The organism is Pseudomonas fluorescens (genome assembly GCF_902497895.1).
GTDB classification, from domain to species: domain Bacteria; phylum Pseudomonadota; class Gammaproteobacteria; order Pseudomonadales; family Pseudomonadaceae; genus Aquipseudomonas; species Aquipseudomonas fluorescens_BP.
This window is the reverse complement of record NZ_CABVHQ010000036.1, coordinates 42,646-60,687: the sequence shown is the minus strand read 5'-3', so window position 1 is coordinate 60,687 and position 18,042 is coordinate 42,646. Positions and strand designations below refer to the sequence as shown.

Below are 18,042 nucleotides of genomic sequence, written 5' to 3'. Positions count from 1 at the left end.
CGGTATCGGCTACGTGATCGTCGGCCTGCTGGTCGGCGGCACAGCCGGTTCGATCATGGCCAAGCGCGTCGAAATGACCAAAATGCCGGAACTGGTCGCCTTCATGCACAGCATGATCGGTATGGCCGCGGTGTTCATCGCGATCGCCGCCGTGGTCGAGCCGCAATCGCTGGGTATCGTCAAGCTACTGGGCGATGCAATTCCTTCCGGTAACCGCCTGGAGCTGTTCCTGGGCGCGGCGATCGGTGCCATTACCTTCTCCGGTTCGGTGATTGCCTTCGGCAAGCTGTCGGGCAAGTACAAGTTCCGCCTGTTCCAGGGTGCACCCGTACAGTTCAGCGGCCAACACAAGTTGAACCTGGTGTTGGGCTTGTCCACGCTAGGCCTGGGCCTGGTGTTCACGTTCACCGGCGACCTCACGGCGTTCGCCCTGATGCTGGCGCTGGCTTTCGTGCTGGGCGTGCTGATCATCATCCCGATCGGCGGCGCGGACATGCCGGTGGTGGTGTCGATGCTCAACAGCTACTCGGGTTGGGCGGCGGCCGGTATCGGTTTCTCGCTGAACAACTCGATGCTGATCATCGCCGGCTCCCTGGTGGGCTCATCGGGTGCGATCCTCTCGTACATCATGTGCAAGGCAATGAACCGTTCGTTCTTCAACGTGTTGCTCGGCGGTTTCGGCGGCGCAACTGAAGCGGCCGGTCCTGCCGGCTCCACGGAAGCGCGCCCGGTAAAGTCCGGCTCGTCCGACGACGCCGCGTTCCTGCTGACCAACGCCGATACCGTGATCATCGTGCCCGGCTATGGCCTGGCGGTGGCGCGTGCCCAGCACTCGCTGATGGAGCTGGCGGAGAAGCTGACTCACCGTGGCGTCACCGTAAAGTTCGCGATTCACCCGGTTGCCGGGCGGATGCCGGGGCACATGAACGTCCTGCTGGCCGAGGCCGAAGTGCCTTACGAGCAGGTGTTCGAGATGGAAGACATCAACTCCGAGTTCGGTCAGACCGACGTGGTACTGGTGCTCGGCGCCAACGACGTGGTCAACCCGGCGGCGAAGAACGATCCGAAATCGCCGATTGCCGGCATGCCGATCCTCGAGGCCTATAAAGCCAAGACGGTGATCGTCAACAAGCGCTCGATGGCCAGCGGTTATGCCGGCCTGGAGAACGAACTGTTCTATCTGGACAAGACCATGATGGTGTTCGGCGACGCCAAGAAAGTCATTGAAGACATGGTCAAAGCCGTCGAATAAACACTGCTCCCGCGCAATACCAAAAACCCCGGCCTCGAGTAGGCTGGGGTTTTTTATTGCCCGCAGAAACCGACCAAAGGCTCTAAATCAAGGGTCGGCATTCGACCATGGTAGCGGGAGGAATTTTTTTGAAATCACTAAACTGTATACCTTGCTTTCGTTGCCCGAGATAACCATCCATGTATCGTGATCGTATTCGCTTGCCTTCGCTGTTAAGTAAGGTCATGAGCGCGGCTGATGCCGCCGCTTTGATCAAGGACGGCATGACCGTCGGCATGAGCGGTTTTACCCGCGCCGGCGACGCCAAAGCCGTGCCCCATGCACTGGCCGAACGCGCCAAAGTGACTCCGCTGAAAATCAGCCTGATGACCGGCGCCAGCCTGGGCAACGACCTCGACAAACAACTTACCGAAGCCGGCGTACTGTCGCGGCGCATGCCGTTCCAGGTCGACAGTACCCTGCGTAAAGCCATCAACGATGGCACCGTGATGTTTATCGACCAGCACCTTTCCGACACCGTCGAGCAACTGCGCAACCGCCAGATCAAAGCCGTTGACCTGGCCGTAATCGAATGCGTCGCCATCACCGAAGAAGGCCACCTGGTCCTGAGCACCTCGGTGGGCAACTCGGCCAGCTTCGCGATCCTGGCCAAAGAGGTGATCATCGAGATCAACCTGGCCCAGCCACTGGAGCTGGAAGGCCTGCATGACATCTATATACCGAGCTATCGGCCGACCCGCCTGCCGATTCCGATACTCAAGGCGGACAGCCGCATCGGCAGCCATGCGGTACAGATCGATCCGGCAAAGATCGTCGGTATCGTCATCAGCAACCAGCCCGACTCGGCATCCACCATATTGCCACCCGACCTGGAAACCCAGGCCATCGCCAATCACCTGGTGGAGTTCTTCAAAAATGAAGTGCGCGAGAACCGCCTGACCAATACCCTGATGCCGCTGCAAGCGGGTATCGGCACCATCGCCAACTCAGTGATGCACGGCCTGATCGATTCGCCGTTCCACGACATGATCATGTATTCGGAAGTGCTGCAGGACTCTACCTTCGACCTGTTCGACGCTGGCAAACTGAGCTTTGCCTCGGGCAGCTCCATGACCCTGTCGGCCAAAAAGCACGCCGAAGTCTTCAGCGACCTGAGCCGTTACAAACCGCAACTGGTACTGCGCCCGCAGGAGATTTCCAACCACCCGGAAGTCATCCGCCGCCTAGGCATCATCGGCATCAACACCGCGCTGGAGTTTGACCTGTACGGTAACGTCAACTCCACTCACGTCTGCGGCACGCGGATGATGAACGGCATCGGTGGTTCGGGCGATTTTTCGCGCAATGCACACCTGGCGATCTTCGTCACCAAGTCGATTGCCAAAGCCGGGGCGATCTCCAGCGTGGTGCCGATGGTCAGCCACGTTGACCATACCGAGCACGACGTCGACATTCTCGTCACCGAGATAGGCCTGGCGGACTTGCGCGGCCTGGCACCACGGGAACGGGCGCGGGTGATCATCGACAACTGCGTGCACCCGGCCTATCGGGAAGCCTTGAACGACTACTTCAAAGCCGCTTGTGCCGTGGGCGGACACACCCCGCATATCCTGCGTGAAGCACTGAGCTGGCACATCAACCTGGATGAGACCGGGAAAATGCTCGCGGTGTAATTGGTACAGTTGGCAGCTGACAAAAATGCAATTTTGTCAGCCGCCCGTTGCCACCGCACATTCTGTCTAAAACTGTACTGCTGTACTGGTCATTTCCTACCGAAAGCTCCTACCTTTTCGAGTCAAATCGGCAAAATCGCACCATAACGGTGCCGACAGGTACAGTTGCCTCAATTTCGAACAGTACAGCACCTCTAAACAGTTAACTGGCCCCTCACAATACAGGTGAACTGTATCTACAGAGACTTGCCCAAGAGGAGGATCATTGGCATCAGTTAAACCACTACCTAATCCCGCCACAAGCGGAAGGATGCTAACCATGGAACGTACACTCAGTTCCGACCTGTTCTTCGAAGACCAAGCTGTTAACACCCAGGCCTCCATGCCTCTTCGTGTTCTCGCCAACCTGATGCTGTGGCAGCGCCGCATCTCCAGCCGCCACCAACTGGCTCGCCTGGATTCGCGTCTGCTGGCTGACGCAGGGATTAGCGAAGCACAACGCTATGAAGAGTTGAGCAAGCCGTTCTGGCGCTAACTTAGCGTCGCTGGCTCTGACCCACCGGGTCCACCGCCAGCACTTGAATTGAACAAACAAAACCCGTCGCGGGCAACTGCGACGGGTTTTGTCGTTTCCGGGCCTGGGAAAAGGGCCATACAGGGGCGCCAACTTCCAACAAGTACAGTTTGACAATAAAGAAAACTGAACCAGTACAATTTAACTCTGTTGTATCTGTAGTCCCATTCTCATCGCGAACAACATGGGGCTCCAAGGCCAGCCCCCGGCCTCCCAGCAAGGAAGGCACCATGAATCGCTTATTGGAAGTCGCTGCACCCAAGGCCCGCCAGCAGTCGCCCATCCATATTCTGGGTCGCCTGTTCGCCGCACTTGCCCGGAGCCTGGAGAGAGCCCGCACCCGCCGTTTACTCGGCCAGTTGAATGACCAGCAACTGGCCGATCTGTGCATCAGCCATGCCGACCGCATAGCCGAACTGGACAAACCATTCTGGGGCTAGCTGCCTATAGATGACGAGACAGGACTATCGAAGTGCCACAGTGCGGCCTAATATCCATCAAGGACGTGGCGAACTATGCAAAGCGCGCGTCTGATATCCAAGGCACCGCAACTTGCAGTGGCTGCCAGGTGCTTTGCTCGGTGCCACTTTTATCTGTTTATCTACAGGAGTTACACCATGTCCCGTCTTCGTCTGCTCAGCGCTGCAGCCCTGCTGGTCGTGGCCGCCAATGCGCATGCCACCAGCTTCATCGTTACCACGGACGCTGTCGTCGGTGCACTCAAGGCCACCTCGGACGCCACCTCCGATCTGACCTCCTCGCTGCGAGACGACAAGATCGTCCGTGAGGCCCGTGACGACGCCGCCAGCTTCGTCGCCACCCAAGGCGGCATCCGCGGCGTGAAACTGGAAAGCGCCCTTGACCACATTCGCCAACAGGCGCCGCAGTTGAATGCGAGCGACGCACAGCTGGCACAAGCGATCCTGGCAATCTGATCGTAAGATGCAAGCGGGGCACGCCTGTCGTGCCCCGATCCTTCGATGCTGGCTCTAGCCCGGGCATTGCGCTAGCCTTGGCATTCGCTTTCAGCTATCGAGTCCCATGCGTTTTCCGCCAAGTCCGCTCATCGTCGCCCTCTGCATCGCTGCCTGCTGGACAGGTCCGGCGCAGGCCCTCGAACTCAGCACCCAAGGCCTGGTGCTCAGCGGCTACGCCAGCAGCAAAGTGATCTGCGCCCCCTTTGACAACAAACTGATCCTGGCCGCCCAGGATGATGCCGCAGCGTTTATCGCCAGTGATGGGCAACTGCGCGGAGCGCAACTGCAATCCGCGCTGAATTTCCTGCGACATACTCAATCAAAACTTCATGCCAGCGACCTTGAACTGGCACAGGCAATTCTCGTCCAATAGTTATCCCTGCCTTTCGGAGTCGTACCATGCGTAGTCCGCTGATTGTCGCCACCCTTGGCCTGCTGTTGTTAGCCGGCGTGACCCAGGCGCAAACCCTGGTAGCCACCAGTAACATCATTATCCGTGCCTTTGAGCGCTCGATTGATTTCACCTCCGACACCACCAGCTCCATTCGTGACTCGAAAGTCGTGCGAGAAGCTCACGACGACGCCGCCAGTTTTGTAGCCAGCGAAGGCGATATCCGCGGCGCCCAACTGGAAGCTGCCTTCGATACTCTGCGTAGCCATGTGCCCGAAGCCCGCGATGCCAGTGACCAGGTTCTCGCTGAAGCCATCCTCGCACTGTGAGGCCGCTCGCTGCCTGGCTGCTGGCCGGAGTTGTGTTACTGCTGGGCAACACGGTCCAGGCTGACCTGCAATTACGGCTCAAGACCGAGGGGCTCAGTCCTGCCGAGCAACAGGCCAGCCAGGCATTGCTGGATGAGGCGATGCGAGCGCTACCACCGCGCTTCATCGAGCAACTGGACCGGCGCATAGATGTCGGCTGGACCAGCAACATGCCGAGCAACGCCTACGGCCAGGCGTCACTGGTCGCCGAGCTCGATCTCAATCGCAATCTGCTCGCCAGCCTCACCGATGGCTCTGCGGCGAAGAAAAAAACCCATCGCCCACACGTGACCGTGCGCCGGGAAATGCTCGCCACGGTATTGCACGAACTGACCCACATCTACGACCGTTCGCGTTTATGGCCGAACGCCGAACGCACGCTGATCCAGCGCTGCACACGGCAGAACAACAGCTCGGGGCTGATCGGCATCCCGGACCAATGCCGCGGCCAGACGGCGCGGCGTTTTACCCTCAGTGACGACCCACGCCTGCTGGACCTGGCCGGCTGGCCGCAGTACGTGGGCCGGCGCGGTGAACGCGAACAGCACAACCGGCAGATCGCCCGCAGCCCGGATATCTACGAGACCAGCAGTCCGAAAGAGTTCGTCGCGGTCAACATGGAGTACTTCCTCCTTGACCCGAGCTACGCCTGCCGTCGTCCCGCGCTGTACCGCTACTACCAGGAGCATTTCGGTTGGGCACCCGCTGCCAGGGACAATTGCGCCAAGTCATTCGCCTTCCTCAACGCGGGCAATGACTTCGCCAAACAGCCGCTAGGGCAGGTCGACCCGGAACGGGTGTACGCCGTCGACTACCTGTTGGCCGAAGCCAATCAGAACTGGGTCAGCCGCTGGGGGCATAGCATGCTGCGGTTGGTGATCTGTGCGCCGGGCCGCCCGCGCGGGCCAGACTGCCGACTGGACCTGGACCAACATCTGGTGCTGTCCTATCGCGCCTTTGTCGGCGACGTGCAGCTGTCGAGCTGGGACGGCCTGACGGGAGCGTATCCATCACGACTGTTTGTCCTGCCACTGGCCCAGGTAATCGACGAATACACCAAGACCGAGCTGCGCAGTCTGGCGTCGGTGCCGCTCACCCTGTCACGCAGCGAAATAGAGGATATGGTCGAGCACGCCGCCGAGATGCACTGGAGCTACGACGGCAACTATTTTTTCATCTCCAATAACTGCGCCGTCGAAAGCCTCAAGTTGTTGCGCAGTGGCAGCAACAATCCACAGCTGATCGGTCTGGACAGCATCATCCCCAACGGTTTGCTGAAAGTGCTCAAGGCTCGCGGGTTGGCGGACACCAGCGTACTGGACGATCCACGCGAAGCGTTGCGCCTGGGCTATCGCTTTGACTCGTTCCGCGACCGTTATCAGGCAATGTTCGAAGTGTTGAAGAAGCATCTGCCGATCAAACAGACCAGCGTCGAAGACTGGTTGGCGCAGAGCGCTGCAGAACGTCGCCCATGGTTCGACCAGGCCGACCTGCGTACCAGCGCCGCCTTGCTGCTCCTGGAACAGGCGAGTTTTCGCCGGCAATTGCTGCTGGCTCAGGATGAAGTCAAACAGCGCTACCTCGGTGCCCGGGACTTGAAAAACGGCGGCATGGATAAGGCCAACAAGACCTTGCAGCAAATCCTGGCCAATAGCGGCTTCCTCAGCCGCCCGGCGGAACTGCTGGGCAGGGGTGGTTATGGCTTGCCTCAGGCCAGCGAGTGGCAACGGCTGGAATCGGAAAGCAACCTGCGGCAGAAACAGCTGCAGGCCCTCACGGGCGATCTGGACAAAGAAGTCCGCGCGTTGCTCGAGCCAGGCCGCGCAGCCGAGATTGCGGCGAATGAAGCTAACGTCAAACAGGTCGGCGAGCATTTGCGGGCGTTGCACAAGGCCGCGGGTGGGTTGGAGTTGCCGTAGCAGCTGGCGAAGACTGCGTTCGGCCGCGAAGCGGTCGTAAAAACTGCCAACGCAATTCAAGCCATGAGATGGGGTGGTCTGAATTGCGACTGCTTCGCAGCCGAACGCAGGCTTCGCCAGCTGCTACGTGAACGTGTCGTGACAGGACCTCCTTACAGTTTTTCCTCCGCCTCCTCGGGCAAACCCTCATCCAGATGCACCCACGGCAGCCGGCTGGCGGTCCAGATATGCCGATCAGCGGGTGCCAGTTCTGGATGGTCGAGGGTCGCGACGGTTACATCGATGCTGTCCGGGCTCAGCTGGGTGATGAAGGCCAGTTGAGCGCCACAATTCTCGCAGAAATACCGCACGCAGCCTGGCGAAGAGTCGTACTGCCTGGCAGTGCCAGCCAACCACTGAAACGCGCTGCGGGGGAGGGTGATCCAGGTCGTTACCAGCCCGCCGCTGACTTTGCGACAAATCGAACAATGACAGTGGGCAATATCGCGCAGAGGTCCGCTGAACTGGTAACGCAGCCTGCCGCAATGGCAGCCGCCGGTGTGGAGCCCGGTCATCTCGATGTCTCCTCGAATGTTTGCGGGACCTTGAATCTGATCCTCACCGACAATTCCCACCCTGTAAATCCTCAATCCGTCCGACAAGCAACTCGTCAGTCGTTTGATCAGCGAAAGCTGGCTGAAAGCTTGCGCGATTAGGATCGCCCTCACTCCCGGCAATAGACCGGTTGGCCAAAGCAAGTGTTTCGACCTCTTTGTGGCCCGATTAACAACAACAATGGTGATTCTGATGCTTACTGTTTTCCGCCTGTCCGCCTCGACTCCCCCCGTACGCCTCGTGCTTCCCGTTCTGCGCTGACCTGTCCGGTTTGCCATTCCCTAGCCGCGCTACGCCTGGAGTATTCCTATGCTGACTTTCCTTGGCTTTGCCATGGTCATCACGTTCATGTTCCTGATCATGACCAAGCGCCTGTCCGCGCTGATCGCCTTGATTATCATCCCGATCCTGTTCGCCTTGTTCGGTGGTTTCGCGCCGAAAATCGGCCCGATGATGCTCGAAGGCATCACCAAGCTCGCCCCGACCGGGGTGATGCTGATGTTCGCCATCCTCTATTTCGCCTTGATGATCGACTCCGGGCTGTTTGACCCTGCGGTGCGCAAGATCCTCAAGCTGGTCAAGGGCGACCCGTTGAAGGTCTCGGTCGGTACCGCGGTACTGGCGCTGATTGTGTCCATGGACGGTGACGGCGCCACCACGTACATGATCTGCGTGGCCGCCATGTTGCCGCTCTACAGCCGTATCGGCATGAGCCCGCGGATCATGGCCGGTCTGATCATCCTCGCCGGTGGCGTGATGAACATGACCCCTTGGGGCGGCCCGACCGCTCGTGCAGCCAGTGCCCTGCACATCGACCCGTCAGATATTTTTGTACCGATGATCCCGGCCATGCTTGCCGGCGTGGCAACCATCCTGGCGATTGCCTATATGTACGGTAAGCGCGAACGCGCACGCCTGGGTGAGTTGCACCTGATAGGCGACGAAGTCGACCACAGCGAAATCAGCGTTTCGCAGTTTCCGGATGCCCGTCGTCCGAAGCTGATCTGGTTCAACGGCGGTCTGACCCTGGTGCTGATGGGCACATTGGTCGCCGGTCTGCTGCCATTGCCGGTGCTGTTTATGGTGGCCTTCAGTATCGCCATGATCGTCAACTACCCATGCCTGCAACAACAGAAGGACCGTGTCGCGGCTCACGCCGGTAGCGTCCTGGCGGTGGTCGGGCTGATTTTCGCCGCGGGTATCTTCACCGGCATCCTGTCCGGCACCGGCATGGTCGATGCGATGTCGAAAAGCCTGCTGGCGGTGATTCCGGATGTTCTCGGCCCGTACCTGGCGGTGATCACGGCACTGGTGAGCATGCCGTTCACCTTTTTCATGTCCAACGATGCTTTTTATTACGGGGTGTTACCGGTTCTCGCCGAAGCCGCCAGCCACTACGGCATCACCGCTGTGGAAATGGCACGTGCCTCGATCGTCGGTCAACCCGTCCACTTGTTGAGCCCGCTGGTGCCGTCCACCTATTTGCTGGTAGCACTGGCCGGAATCGACTTCGGCGATCACCAGCGTTTCACCTTGAAGTGGGCAGTACTGGTTTGCCTGTGCATAATGTTCGCCGCTTTGCTGATGGGGATTTTTCCGCTGTTCAGCACTCTATAAGCTCAAGTCTCACCACGACGGGTCTAAACTTCGACTTTCAAAGTTTGGCCCGGTGCGGTTCAACACTCGCTCAAAGGAATACACATGGAATGGCTGACCAACCCGGAAATCTGGGTTGCCTTCTTTACGCTGACTGCCCTGGAGATCGTCCTGGGTATCGACAACATCATCATGATCTCGATTCTGGTCAGCCGTATGCCCAAGCATATGCAGGCCCGCACGCGGATCTTCGGCCTGGCGCTGGCCATGGTCACCCGGATCCTGTTGTTGCTGTCGATCACCTGGGTCATGCGTCTGACCGCCGATCTGTTCGTGGTCTTCGACCAGGGGATTTCCGGGCGCGACCTGATCCTGTTCTTCGGTGGTCTGTTCCTTCTGTGGAAAAGCTCCCAAGAGATGTACCACGCACTGGAAGGTGAAGACGAAACCACCGACGAGCTGAACGCCAAGGGCGGTAATTTCTTCTACACCATCATCCAGATCGCGATCATCGACATCGTTTTCTCCCTGGACTCGGTGATCACCGCAGTCGGCATGGTTTCCCATGTGCCGGTCATGGTCGCGGCGATCGTCGTCGCGGTCCTGGTGATGATGATGGCTGCAGGCACCATCAGCGACTTCATCGACAAACATCCGTCGCTGAAAATGCTCGCACTGTCGTTCCTGTTGCTGGTCGGTACCGTCTTGATCGCCGAATCCTTCGAAGTGCATCTGCCAAAAGGCTACGTCTACTTCGCCATGGCGTTCTCGCTGGCAGTGGAAGCGGTCAACATCAAGTTGCGCACCGCGATGGCGAAAAAGCGCAAGCAACAAGATCCAGTGAAACTGCGCAAGGACATCCCGGGCCAATAACCTGAAGCGGCGCTGTTGAAGAAGGGGCTTTCGAGCCCCTTTTTCACGTCCGCGGTGTCGCGAAAGGAGGTCGAAAAAGAAGCTGAACTCATGACAGTTTTGTTTCAATCGACGCTTTAGCTATGCGATGCTGGCGCCCAGACCGTTAGCCAACTAAAGCTTAAGTACAGAACTTAGAGCGTCGCTTGCCCCTTTGGGGCGCTTTTCACCCCAGGGGGCCCTATGCTGACCCTGCTCAATCTGCTCTCCGCCGTGGCCTTGTTGATTTGGGGCACGCACATCGTCCGAACCGGCATCCTGCGGGTCTACGGCTCGAACCTGCGCCACTTGATCGGCCAGAACATGTCCAAGCGCCCGCTGGCGTTTATCGCCGGGATACTGGTGACCGCCATGGTCCAGAGCAGCAACGCCACGGCCATGCTGGTCACCTCGTTCGTTGGCCAGGGCCTGATGGCACTGACGCCGGCACTGGCAACCATGCTCGGCGCCGACGTCGGTACGGCGTTGATGGCTCGGGTACTGACCCTCGACTTGTCCTGGCTCTCGCCGCTGCTGATTTTCCTCGGGGTGATTTTCTTTCTCTCGCGCAAACAGACCCGCGCCGGCCAATTAGGGCGGGTCGGCATCGGTCTGGGGCTGATCATTCTTGCCCTGCAACTGATAGTCGAAGCCGCAGCCCCGATCACCCAGGCGCAAGGGGTGAAGGTGGTGTTCGCATCCCTGACCGGGGATATCCTGCTCGACGCCCTGGTTGGCGCGCTGTTCGCGATGGTTTCCTATTCCAGCCTGGCAGCTGTTCTGCTCACGGCGACGCTGGCCAGCGCGGGGCTCATCAGCCTGCCGGTGGCCATCGGTCTGGTGATCGGGGCAAATATCGGCAGTGGGGTATTGGCCTTTCTCAGTACCAGTATGCAGAACGCCGCCGGTCGCCAAGTGGCGCTGGGCAGCCTGCTGTACAAACTGATCGGTCTGTTGCTGATCATCCCGGTGCTCGATCCGCTGGTGCACTGGATGGACTCCCTCGATTACGGTCCGCAAGGCTTGGTGATCGGATTTCATCTGCTCTACAACACCGTCCGTTGCCTGTTGCTGCTGCCCAGCGTCGGACCAATGGCGCGGCTCTGTGCCTGGCTGCTGCCGGAGCGCCCGGAGATCAACGGCCTGGCTCGGCCGCGCCACCTGGACCCGACCGCACTGGTCACCCCCAGCCTGGCGCTGGCCAACGCGGCGCGGGAAACCCTGCGCATTGGCGACCTGATCGACAATATGCTCGAAGCAATGCTCGATGTACTGCGTGGCAAACAGACCGCCGTCACCCAGGAGATGCGGCGCATGAGTGACGATGTCGAGGCGCTCTACAGCGCGATCAAGCTCTATCTGGCGCAGATGCCCCGCGAGGATCTCAGCGACCAGGACAGCCGACGCTGGGCGGAAATCATCGAACTGGCGATCAACCTGAAACTCGCCAGCGATCTGATCGAACGCATGTTGCGCAAGGTTCAGCAGCAGAAGACCTCACAGCGCCGCTCCTTCTCCGATGTCGGCCTGGAGGAACTGGCGGACCTGCACAGCCAGCTGATCGTCAACCTGCGCCTGGGCCTGTCGGTGTTCCTCAGCGGCGACAAGGAGAGCGCCCGGCAATTGCTCCGGGAAAAACGCCGCTTCCGCGCCCGGGAACGGCGCCTGGCCCATGCCCATGTCAGCCGCTTGCAACGCAAGATAGTGCAAAGTATCGAGACCAGTTCGCTGCATCTGGAGTTGATCGCCGATATGAAGCGCTTGAATTCACTGTTCTGCAGCAGTGCTTATGTAGTGTTGGAGACCTCCGACACTGGAGCACTGGAGGTGGACGATTTGGCTGACATCACTCATTCGCCTTGAACGTCTGGCGTTGGTAGAAGTCAGTTCAAACTGATGACAGTTAACTCTGTGGCGAGGGAACTTGCTCCCGCTGGACCGCGCAGCGGTCCTGAAATCAGCCAACGCGACTGGTCCGATAGAACGCATATACCGGTTTTACGACTGCTGCGCAGCCGAGCGGGAGCAAGCTCCCTCGCCACAAAAGCCGGTTCACTCAACCTATTGAGTCCGGTATTTATCCGCCAGGAAGCTTGTTATGCGTTGTCTGCTGTTCGCTTTGCTGTTGCTCGGCTCAACCCCTTTGTTTGCCCTGGATCGCTTCCAGGTCGAAGGCTATGTGCTGCCCAACGGTCTGCAAGTGCTGCTCAAACCCGGCGGTGAACGCGGTCATGTGGCGATCCGTCTGGTGGTCGGAGTCGGCCTGGATGACTTCAGCTGCGCCGACAAGGAACTGCCGCACCTGCTCGAACATCTGCTCTTCAGTGGCATCGATGCCAGCGGCGAAGGCGGGCTGGAAGAACGCATGCAGGCGCTGGGCGGCGAGTGGAATGCCTACACCAGCAACGCCGACACGACCTTCGTCATCGAAGCCCCGGCGAAGAACCAGCGCAAAGTCCTCGATCTATTGCTCGCGCTACTGACCCAAACCCGGATCGATGACACCGCGATCCATGCCGCCCAGCAAGTGGTCCAGCGCGAGGACGGCGGTCACTACACCCACTTGCAGCGCTGGCTGGACCGCCAGGACCTGGGCCACAAGGCCAGCAATCAGCTGGCGGTGGAACTCGGGCTGAAATGCGCCGAGCGGGCCGAGGTCGACCGCCTGACCCGCGAGCAGTTGGAGAAGGTGCGCCAGGACTGGTACGCACCCAACAACATGACGCTGATCATCGTCGGCGAGCTGGAGCGCCTGTTGCCGGCGTATCTGGAACGCACCTATGGTCAGCTCGAACCGGTGGACCCCAGCGAGCATCCGCCGCTACCGGAAATCCGCAACAGTGCAGAACTCAAACGCAACCTGATCCGCGGCTGGGTCGGTGGTGGCGCCAAGCTGCACTGGTTGGTTCCCGAGCCGGTCCTGGACAACCAGCACGACGAAACCTTCGACTTGCTCAAGGACTACCTGGACTGGGCGTTGTATCGCCAATTGCGCCTCGCCCACGGGCTGTCTTATGGACCCTGGAGCGAACGCGAAGTGTTCGGCGGTGTCGGTTTTCTCAGTCTGAACGCCGACCTGGAGCGTGATGACCTGCCACGGGCCGAGCAGGCGCTCGACGAGATGAAGGCCAGACTGCTCAAGGACGGACTCGATCCCGGCACCTTTTCCCGCCTGCAACAGGCCGCCGTCGCCCGTCAGGCCTGGGCCGTGCAAGGTAATAGCGCTTTGGCGGATTACTACTGGAGTGCCCTCGGCGACTATGACCACGGCCGTTTTGCCAATCCGGCCAAGCGCCTGCAGGCGGTCAGTCTGAAGCAAGCCAACCTGGCCATGCGCCAGTTGCTTGACCAGCCCGGTTACCTGCGGATCGAGAAGCCCTTGATGAGCTACGACAGTTTGACCTGGATGGCGGGCGGGGTGCTGGGTCTGATCGCCCTGGCTTTGCTGGGTTGGCAAATTCATCGCAGAAAACAATAACCCTGTGGCGAGGGAGCTTGCTCCCGCTGGGGCGCGAAGCGGCCCTGAAACCAGCCACCTGGTATGTCTGAAAGAATGCGTCAGCCTGATTTACGGCTGCTTCGCACCCGAGCGGAGCAAGCTCCCTCGCCACAGGGGCACGCCACCGGTATTGTGTCGGAGATCTTTCCTACTAAGACTGCGAATAGCCGAATGCCGAACTGGACTCCTCACATACAGCGCATCATGGAACTGATGAAGCGCTACCCAGGGGTGATTGCGCTCGGTGGTTTTATCTCCGGCGTCGGCAGCTTCATGCTGGTGGATCGCCAGCAAGGCCTGGCGACCTGGATCACCACCATCATGCTGGTGAGCTGGATCTGGCTGATGCTGGAACACAGCCTGACCAAACTCTTCACCAAGATCTTCAAGCGTGAGATTCCCGAAACACTGCTGCGTTACGCGACGCAGATGATCCATCAGGAAAGCCTGTTTTTCGTCCTGCCGTTCTTCCTCATCACCACCACCTGGAACAGCGGGCAACTGTTCTTCACCGGGATGCTCGGCGCTGCGGCGCTGATTTCGATCATCGATCCGTTGTACTACAAATGGCTGGCGCCACGCCGCTGGCTGTTTCTGGCGCTGCATACGCTGACCTTGTTTGCCGCCTTGCTGGCCGCGCTGCCGATCATCCTGCACCTGACCACCGCGCAAAGCTTCAAGCTGGCACTGGGCATCGCCATGCTGCTGTCGTTCCCGAGCCTGGCGTCGAGCTTTCCGATCCGCAACTGGCGCAGTGGGGTGGCGTTGCTGGCCGTGACCCTGGCAGTCGGTGGCGCCGGCTGGTTGCTGCGCTCCTGGGTACCCCCGGCGACCCTGTGGATGACCGAGGTGGCAATCACCACTCAAATGCAGGACAGAACCCCCGGCGACAGTCTGGAAGAAGTCAGCGCCAGCCAGGTCCGCAGTAGCGGTTTGTATGCCTTCACCGCGATCAACGCACCCCGTGGGCTGAATGAACGGATCTATCACGTCTGGAAATTCAACGGTAAGGAGGTCGACCGCATTGCCCTGGATATTCACGGCGGGCGCAAGGAAGGCTACCGGGCCTGGACCCACAAACAGGTGTTCCCGGACAATCCGGTCGGCAGCTGGCAGGTTCGGGTGCTGACCGAAGACGGCCAGGTGATCGGTGTATTGCGCTTCAAGGTGACCGACGCAGGTCAAGACACCAAGGCGCCAAGCGCGGCAAAGTAGCCGCGAAGAGCATTGCTTTGCGGCGAAATGTGTGTGCCTACAACTGCTCCAGACAACCCGCCAAATCATTGCCGAGCTTTTCCAGAAGCTGCTCATACCCTTGGGCAGTGGCGGGCGTGTAACCGCCCAGCGCATCCAGCTCCGCCAGTTTCACCGGTAGCCCGGTGGCCAGTGTCTCGGCCAACCGTGGACGCAGCGGTGGTTCACTGAAGACGCACGTCTTGCCGACTTCCTGCAAGCGCTGACGCATCGCCGCCACATGCTGGGCGCCAGGTTGCACTTCGGTCGCCACACTGAATACCCCGGCATGCTTGAGGCCGTAGGCTCCTTCGAAATAATCGAAAGCCTCATGGAAGACAAAGTAGGGTTTGCCTTGAATGCCGGCCAATCGAGCTTTGAGACGAGTGTCCAGGGCATCCAGGCGCTCATCGAAGGCTTTGCGGTTGCGCTGATAGCGGTCGCTGTTGGCTGGATCGGCAACACTCAGATCCGCGGCCATCTTCGCCGCAATCACCCGGGCATTGAGCGGTGACAACCACAGATGAGCGTCCAGGCTGCCGGGCCGATGATCGTGATCATGTTCATCGGCGTGTTCAGCTTCGTGAGCATCTTCGGCATGGGAGGAACTATCTTCGCCGAAATGGCGCAGTTTCAGGCCTGGCAGATCCTGCACGGCAACAGTTGGCAGGCTGCGCCCCTTGAGCACCCGCGGCAGAAAACCTTCCATGTCCGGGCCGATCCAGTAGAGCAGGTCCACCGACTGTACGCGTCGCACGTCGGAAGGGCGCAAGGCATAATTATGCGGGGTCGCCCCCGGCGGCAGCAGCACTTCGGGGACACCGACGCCGTCCTGCACCGCAGCGGCGATCAACTGCAGGGGTTTGATGCTGGTGAGGACCTTTACTTCGGCATGGGCCGCGCTAATCACGGACAAACTGGCAGCAAATGCGACAAAAAGAGCAAAAAGTCGGGACACGATGACCACTCGGAGAGGCGAGAACGGGTAACATAATAACGTCTCTCACAAATATCGTCGCCGCTCATGCCTAAAACACCGCTGGCCAGCCGTCCCCATGACCACTCTCACTGTGTGCACAGCGCGCTGTCGGAAGCCGATGCGCTCTGCGCCCGTCAAGGCTTGCGCCTGACGGCATTGCGTCGGCGGGTGCTGGAACTGGTCTGGCAAAGCCACAAACCCTTGGGTGCCTACGACATCCTCGCGGTCCTCAGCGAGCAGGATGGTCGCCGCGCCGCGCCGCCGACCGTTTACCGAGCACTGGATTTCTTGCTGGAAAACGGCCTGGTGCATCGCATCTCGTCCCTCAATGCCTTCGTCGGCTGTAATCATCCGGAACATGCCCATCAGGGCCAGTTCCTGATCTGCCGTGAATGCCACGCCGCGATCGAACTCGAGCAAAAAACCATCAGCGATGCGATCGTCAGCAGCGCTCGCGAGGTCGGTTTTGTGGTCGAAGGGCAAACCGTCGAAATCGTCGGTCTCTGCTCGGGTTGCCAGGGGGCTTGATGAGCACTGCGTTGATCCGTCTAGACAAGGTGAAGGTAACCTTTGCCGGGCAGAACGTGCTGGATAATATCCAGCTCAGCGTCGAGCCAAGGCAAATCGTCACCTTGATCGGCCCCAATGGCGCCGGCAAGACCACCCTGGTCCGTGCGGTGCTCGGTCTGCTCAAGCCGGACAGCGGCAGTGTCTGGCGCAAGCCGAAGCTGCGGGTCGGTTATATGCCGCAGAAGCTGCACGTCGACCCGACGCTGCCCTTGTCGGTACTGCGCTTTCTGCGATTGGTGCCGGGCGTCGATCGCACCCGGGCCTTGGCCGCGCTCAATGAAGTCGGTGCCGAACAGGTGATCGATAGCCCGGTGCAGAGCATCTCCGGCGGAGAAATGCAGCGCGTGCTGCTGGCCCGTGCGTTGTTGCGCGAACCGGAACTGCTGGTGCTCGATGAGCCGGTACAAGGTGTCGATGTCGCCGGCCAGGCCGAGCTCTACAGTTTGATCACCCGCCTGCGCGACCGTCACGGCTGCGGGGTGCTGATGGTTTCCCATGATTTGCATCTGGTCATGAGCACCACCGATCAAGTGGTCTGCCTCAATCGCCATGTCTGCTGTTCCGGACATCCCGAGCAGGTCAGTGGCGATCCGGCGTTCGTCGAGCTATTTGGCAAGAACGCACAAAGCCTGGCGATCTATCACCACCATCACGATCATGCCCATGATCTGCATGGCGGGGTGGTCAGTGAAGCCCCGGCAGTCCACGCTCATGTTCACGGAGATAGCTGCAAGCATGGCTGATTTTCTGCTTTACGCTTTGCTGGCAGGCTTGGCCCTGGCACTGGTCGCGGGTCCCCTGGGCTCATTCGTGGTCTGGCGCCGCATGGCCTACTTTGGCGACACCCTTTCCCATGCGGCCTTGCTCGGGGTCGCCCTGGGGTTTCTGCTGGATGTCAGCCCGACCGTGGCCGTCACCGTTGGCTGCCTGCTGCTGGCAGTGTTGCTGGTGACCTTGCAACAACGCCAGCCCCTGGCCTCTGACACTTTGTTGGGAATTCTCGCACCAAGCACCCTGTCTTTAGGCTTGGTGGTACTAAGCTTCATGCATGAAGTGCGGATCGACCTGATGGCTTATCTGTTCGGCGACCTGCTGGCGATCAGCCCGCCTGATCTGGCGTGGATCCTCGGCGGTAGCGCGGCGGTGTTGCTGTTGCTGGTGTCACTGTGGCGACCACTGCTGGCGATCACCGTGCACGAAGAACTGGCCACGGTCGAAGGCTTGCCGGTGGCGGCGCTGCGCCTGACCTTGATGCTGTTGATTGCCGTGGTGATCGCGGTCGCAATGAAAATCGTCGGCGTATTGCTGATTACTTCGTTGCTGATCATTCCCGCGGCGGCGGCCCAGCGTCACGCTCGGTCGCCGGAGCAGATGGCCTTGGGCGCAAGCCTGCTGGGCATGCTCGCAGTGTGTGGCGGGCTGGCGCTGTCCTGGTTCAAGGACACTCCGGCCGGCCCATCCATCGTGGTCACTGCTGCCGCGCTGTTTCTGCTGAGTTTTGTCCTGCCCCGGAGAGGGGTGTAGAC

Annotated in this window: 18 protein-coding genes; 16 read left to right on the top strand and 2 right to left on the bottom strand. The window is 59.9% G+C overall.

Translation table 11 applies throughout. The features are described 5' to 3' along the window. The 8 genes from F8N21_RS18530 to F8N21_RS18495 form a co-directional block, all read left to right on the top strand. On the top strand, nucleotides 1–1,252 hold a 1,252-nt coding region (locus tag F8N21_RS18530; RefSeq protein ID WP_150643500.1), incomplete at its 5' end, for an NAD(P)(+) transhydrogenase (Re/Si-specific) subunit beta. A gap of 179 nt (nucleotides 1,253–1,431) precedes the next feature. Then, entirely contained in the window at nucleotides 1,432–2,925 is a 1,494-nt protein-coding gene (locus F8N21_RS18525; protein WP_150643499.1) for an acetyl-CoA hydrolase/transferase family protein, read from the top strand. A 319-nt stretch (nucleotides 2,926–3,244) separates the two neighbouring features. Further along, a complete protein-coding gene (locus F8N21_RS18520; protein WP_150643498.1) occupies nucleotides 3,245–3,460 on the top strand; it encodes a DUF1127 domain-containing protein in 216 nt (71 codons plus the stop codon). 269 nt (nucleotides 3,461–3,729) lie between these two features. Further along, complete coding sequence (locus F8N21_RS18515; RefSeq protein WP_150643497.1) at nucleotides 3,730–3,939, top strand: DUF1127 domain-containing protein; 210 nt, start codon at nucleotides 3,730–3,732, stop codon at nucleotides 3,937–3,939. Nucleotides 3,940–4,116: 177 nt separating this feature from the next. Continuing rightward, the gene (locus tag F8N21_RS18510; protein ID WP_150643496.1) at nucleotides 4,117–4,434 is read left to right on the top strand and encodes a DUF2388 domain-containing protein; all 318 of its coding nucleotides are present in this window, start codon (nucleotides 4,117–4,119) and stop codon (nucleotides 4,432–4,434) included. A 106-nt stretch (nucleotides 4,435–4,540) separates the two neighbouring features. Further along, on the top strand, nucleotides 4,541–4,849 hold the full coding sequence (locus F8N21_RS18505) for a DUF2388 domain-containing protein (RefSeq protein WP_150643495.1): 309 nt from the start codon (nucleotides 4,541–4,543) through the stop codon (nucleotides 4,847–4,849). Nucleotides 4,850–4,875: 26 nt separating this feature from the next. Beyond that, nucleotides 4,876–5,196 (top strand): DUF2388 domain-containing protein, encoded by a 321-nt coding sequence (locus F8N21_RS18500; RefSeq protein ID WP_150643494.1) that lies wholly within the window; start codon nucleotides 4,876–4,878, stop codon nucleotides 5,194–5,196. Then, nucleotides 5,193–7,154: a DUF4105 domain-containing protein gene (locus tag F8N21_RS18495; RefSeq protein ID WP_150643493.1), complete on the top strand. Its 1,962-nt coding sequence runs from the start codon at nucleotides 5,193–5,195 to the stop codon at nucleotides 7,152–7,154. The genes F8N21_RS18500 and F8N21_RS18495 overlap by 4 nt, the downstream gene beginning before the upstream one ends. A gap of 152 nt (nucleotides 7,155–7,306) precedes the next feature. Here F8N21_RS18495 and F8N21_RS18490 read toward each other — a convergent pair whose 3' ends face one another. Beyond that, nucleotides 7,307–7,708, bottom strand: coding sequence for a GFA family protein (locus F8N21_RS18490; protein WP_150643492.1), 402 nt, complete (start codon nucleotides 7,706–7,708; stop codon nucleotides 7,307–7,309). A gap of 349 nt (nucleotides 7,709–8,057) precedes the next feature. On the opposite strand from F8N21_RS18490, the gene F8N21_RS18485 reads away from it, so the two are divergent. The 5 genes from F8N21_RS18485 (at nucleotide 8,058) to F8N21_RS18465 (ending at nucleotide 14,949) form a co-directional block, all read left to right on the top strand. Then, entirely contained in the window at nucleotides 8,058–9,365 is a 1,308-nt protein-coding gene (locus tag F8N21_RS18485; protein ID WP_150643491.1) for a CitMHS family transporter, read from the top strand. An 84-nt stretch (nucleotides 9,366–9,449) separates the two neighbouring features. After that, nucleotides 9,450–10,217 (top strand): TerC family protein, encoded by a 768-nt coding sequence (locus F8N21_RS18480; protein WP_150643490.1) that lies wholly within the window; start codon nucleotides 9,450–9,452, stop codon nucleotides 10,215–10,217. Between the two features lie 222 nt (nucleotides 10,218–10,439). Further along, nucleotides 10,440–12,098, top strand: a complete 1,659-nt coding sequence (locus tag F8N21_RS18475; protein ID WP_150643489.1) for a Na/Pi cotransporter family protein — start codon at nucleotides 10,440–10,442, stop codon at nucleotides 12,096–12,098. Between the two features lie 235 nt (nucleotides 12,099–12,333). After that, a complete protein-coding gene (locus F8N21_RS18470; RefSeq protein WP_150643488.1) occupies nucleotides 12,334–13,713 on the top strand; it encodes a M16 family metallopeptidase in 1,380 nt (459 codons plus the stop codon). 192 nt (nucleotides 13,714–13,905) lie between these two features. Beyond that, nucleotides 13,906–14,949 carry a DUF5924 family protein gene (locus tag F8N21_RS18465; protein WP_150643487.1) on the top strand — a complete coding sequence of 348 codons (1,044 nt, stop codon included), beginning with the start codon at nucleotides 13,906–13,908 and terminating at the stop codon, nucleotides 14,947–14,949. Between the two features lie 37 nt (nucleotides 14,950–14,986). On the opposite strand, the gene znuA is transcribed toward F8N21_RS18465, so the two are convergent. Continuing rightward, nucleotides 14,987–15,934, bottom strand: coding sequence for a zinc ABC transporter substrate-binding protein ZnuA (znuA, locus tag F8N21_RS18460; RefSeq protein WP_150643486.1), 948 nt, complete (start codon nucleotides 15,932–15,934; stop codon nucleotides 14,987–14,989). Nucleotides 15,935–15,991: 57 nt separating this feature from the next. Between znuA and zur the strand changes: the two genes are divergently transcribed. From zur to znuB, 3 genes are read left to right on the top strand one after another with little or no spacing between them, the layout of a single operon-like run. Next, nucleotides 15,992–16,474 (top strand): zinc uptake transcriptional repressor Zur, encoded by a 483-nt coding sequence (gene zur, locus F8N21_RS18455; RefSeq protein ID WP_150643485.1) that lies wholly within the window; start codon nucleotides 15,992–15,994, stop codon nucleotides 16,472–16,474. After that, the gene (znuC, locus tag F8N21_RS18450) at nucleotides 16,474–17,259 is read left to right on the top strand and encodes a zinc ABC transporter ATP-binding protein ZnuC (RefSeq protein WP_150643484.1); all 786 of its coding nucleotides are present in this window, start codon (nucleotides 16,474–16,476) and stop codon (nucleotides 17,257–17,259) included. Before zur ends, znuC begins: the two co-directional genes overlap by 1 nt. Beyond that, nucleotides 17,252–18,040 (top strand): zinc ABC transporter permease subunit ZnuB, encoded by a 789-nt coding sequence (gene znuB, locus F8N21_RS18445; RefSeq protein WP_150643483.1) that lies wholly within the window; start codon nucleotides 17,252–17,254, stop codon nucleotides 18,038–18,040. The genes znuC and znuB overlap by 8 nt, the downstream gene beginning before the upstream one ends. The last annotated feature ends 2 nt before the right edge of the window (nucleotides 18,041–18,042 follow it).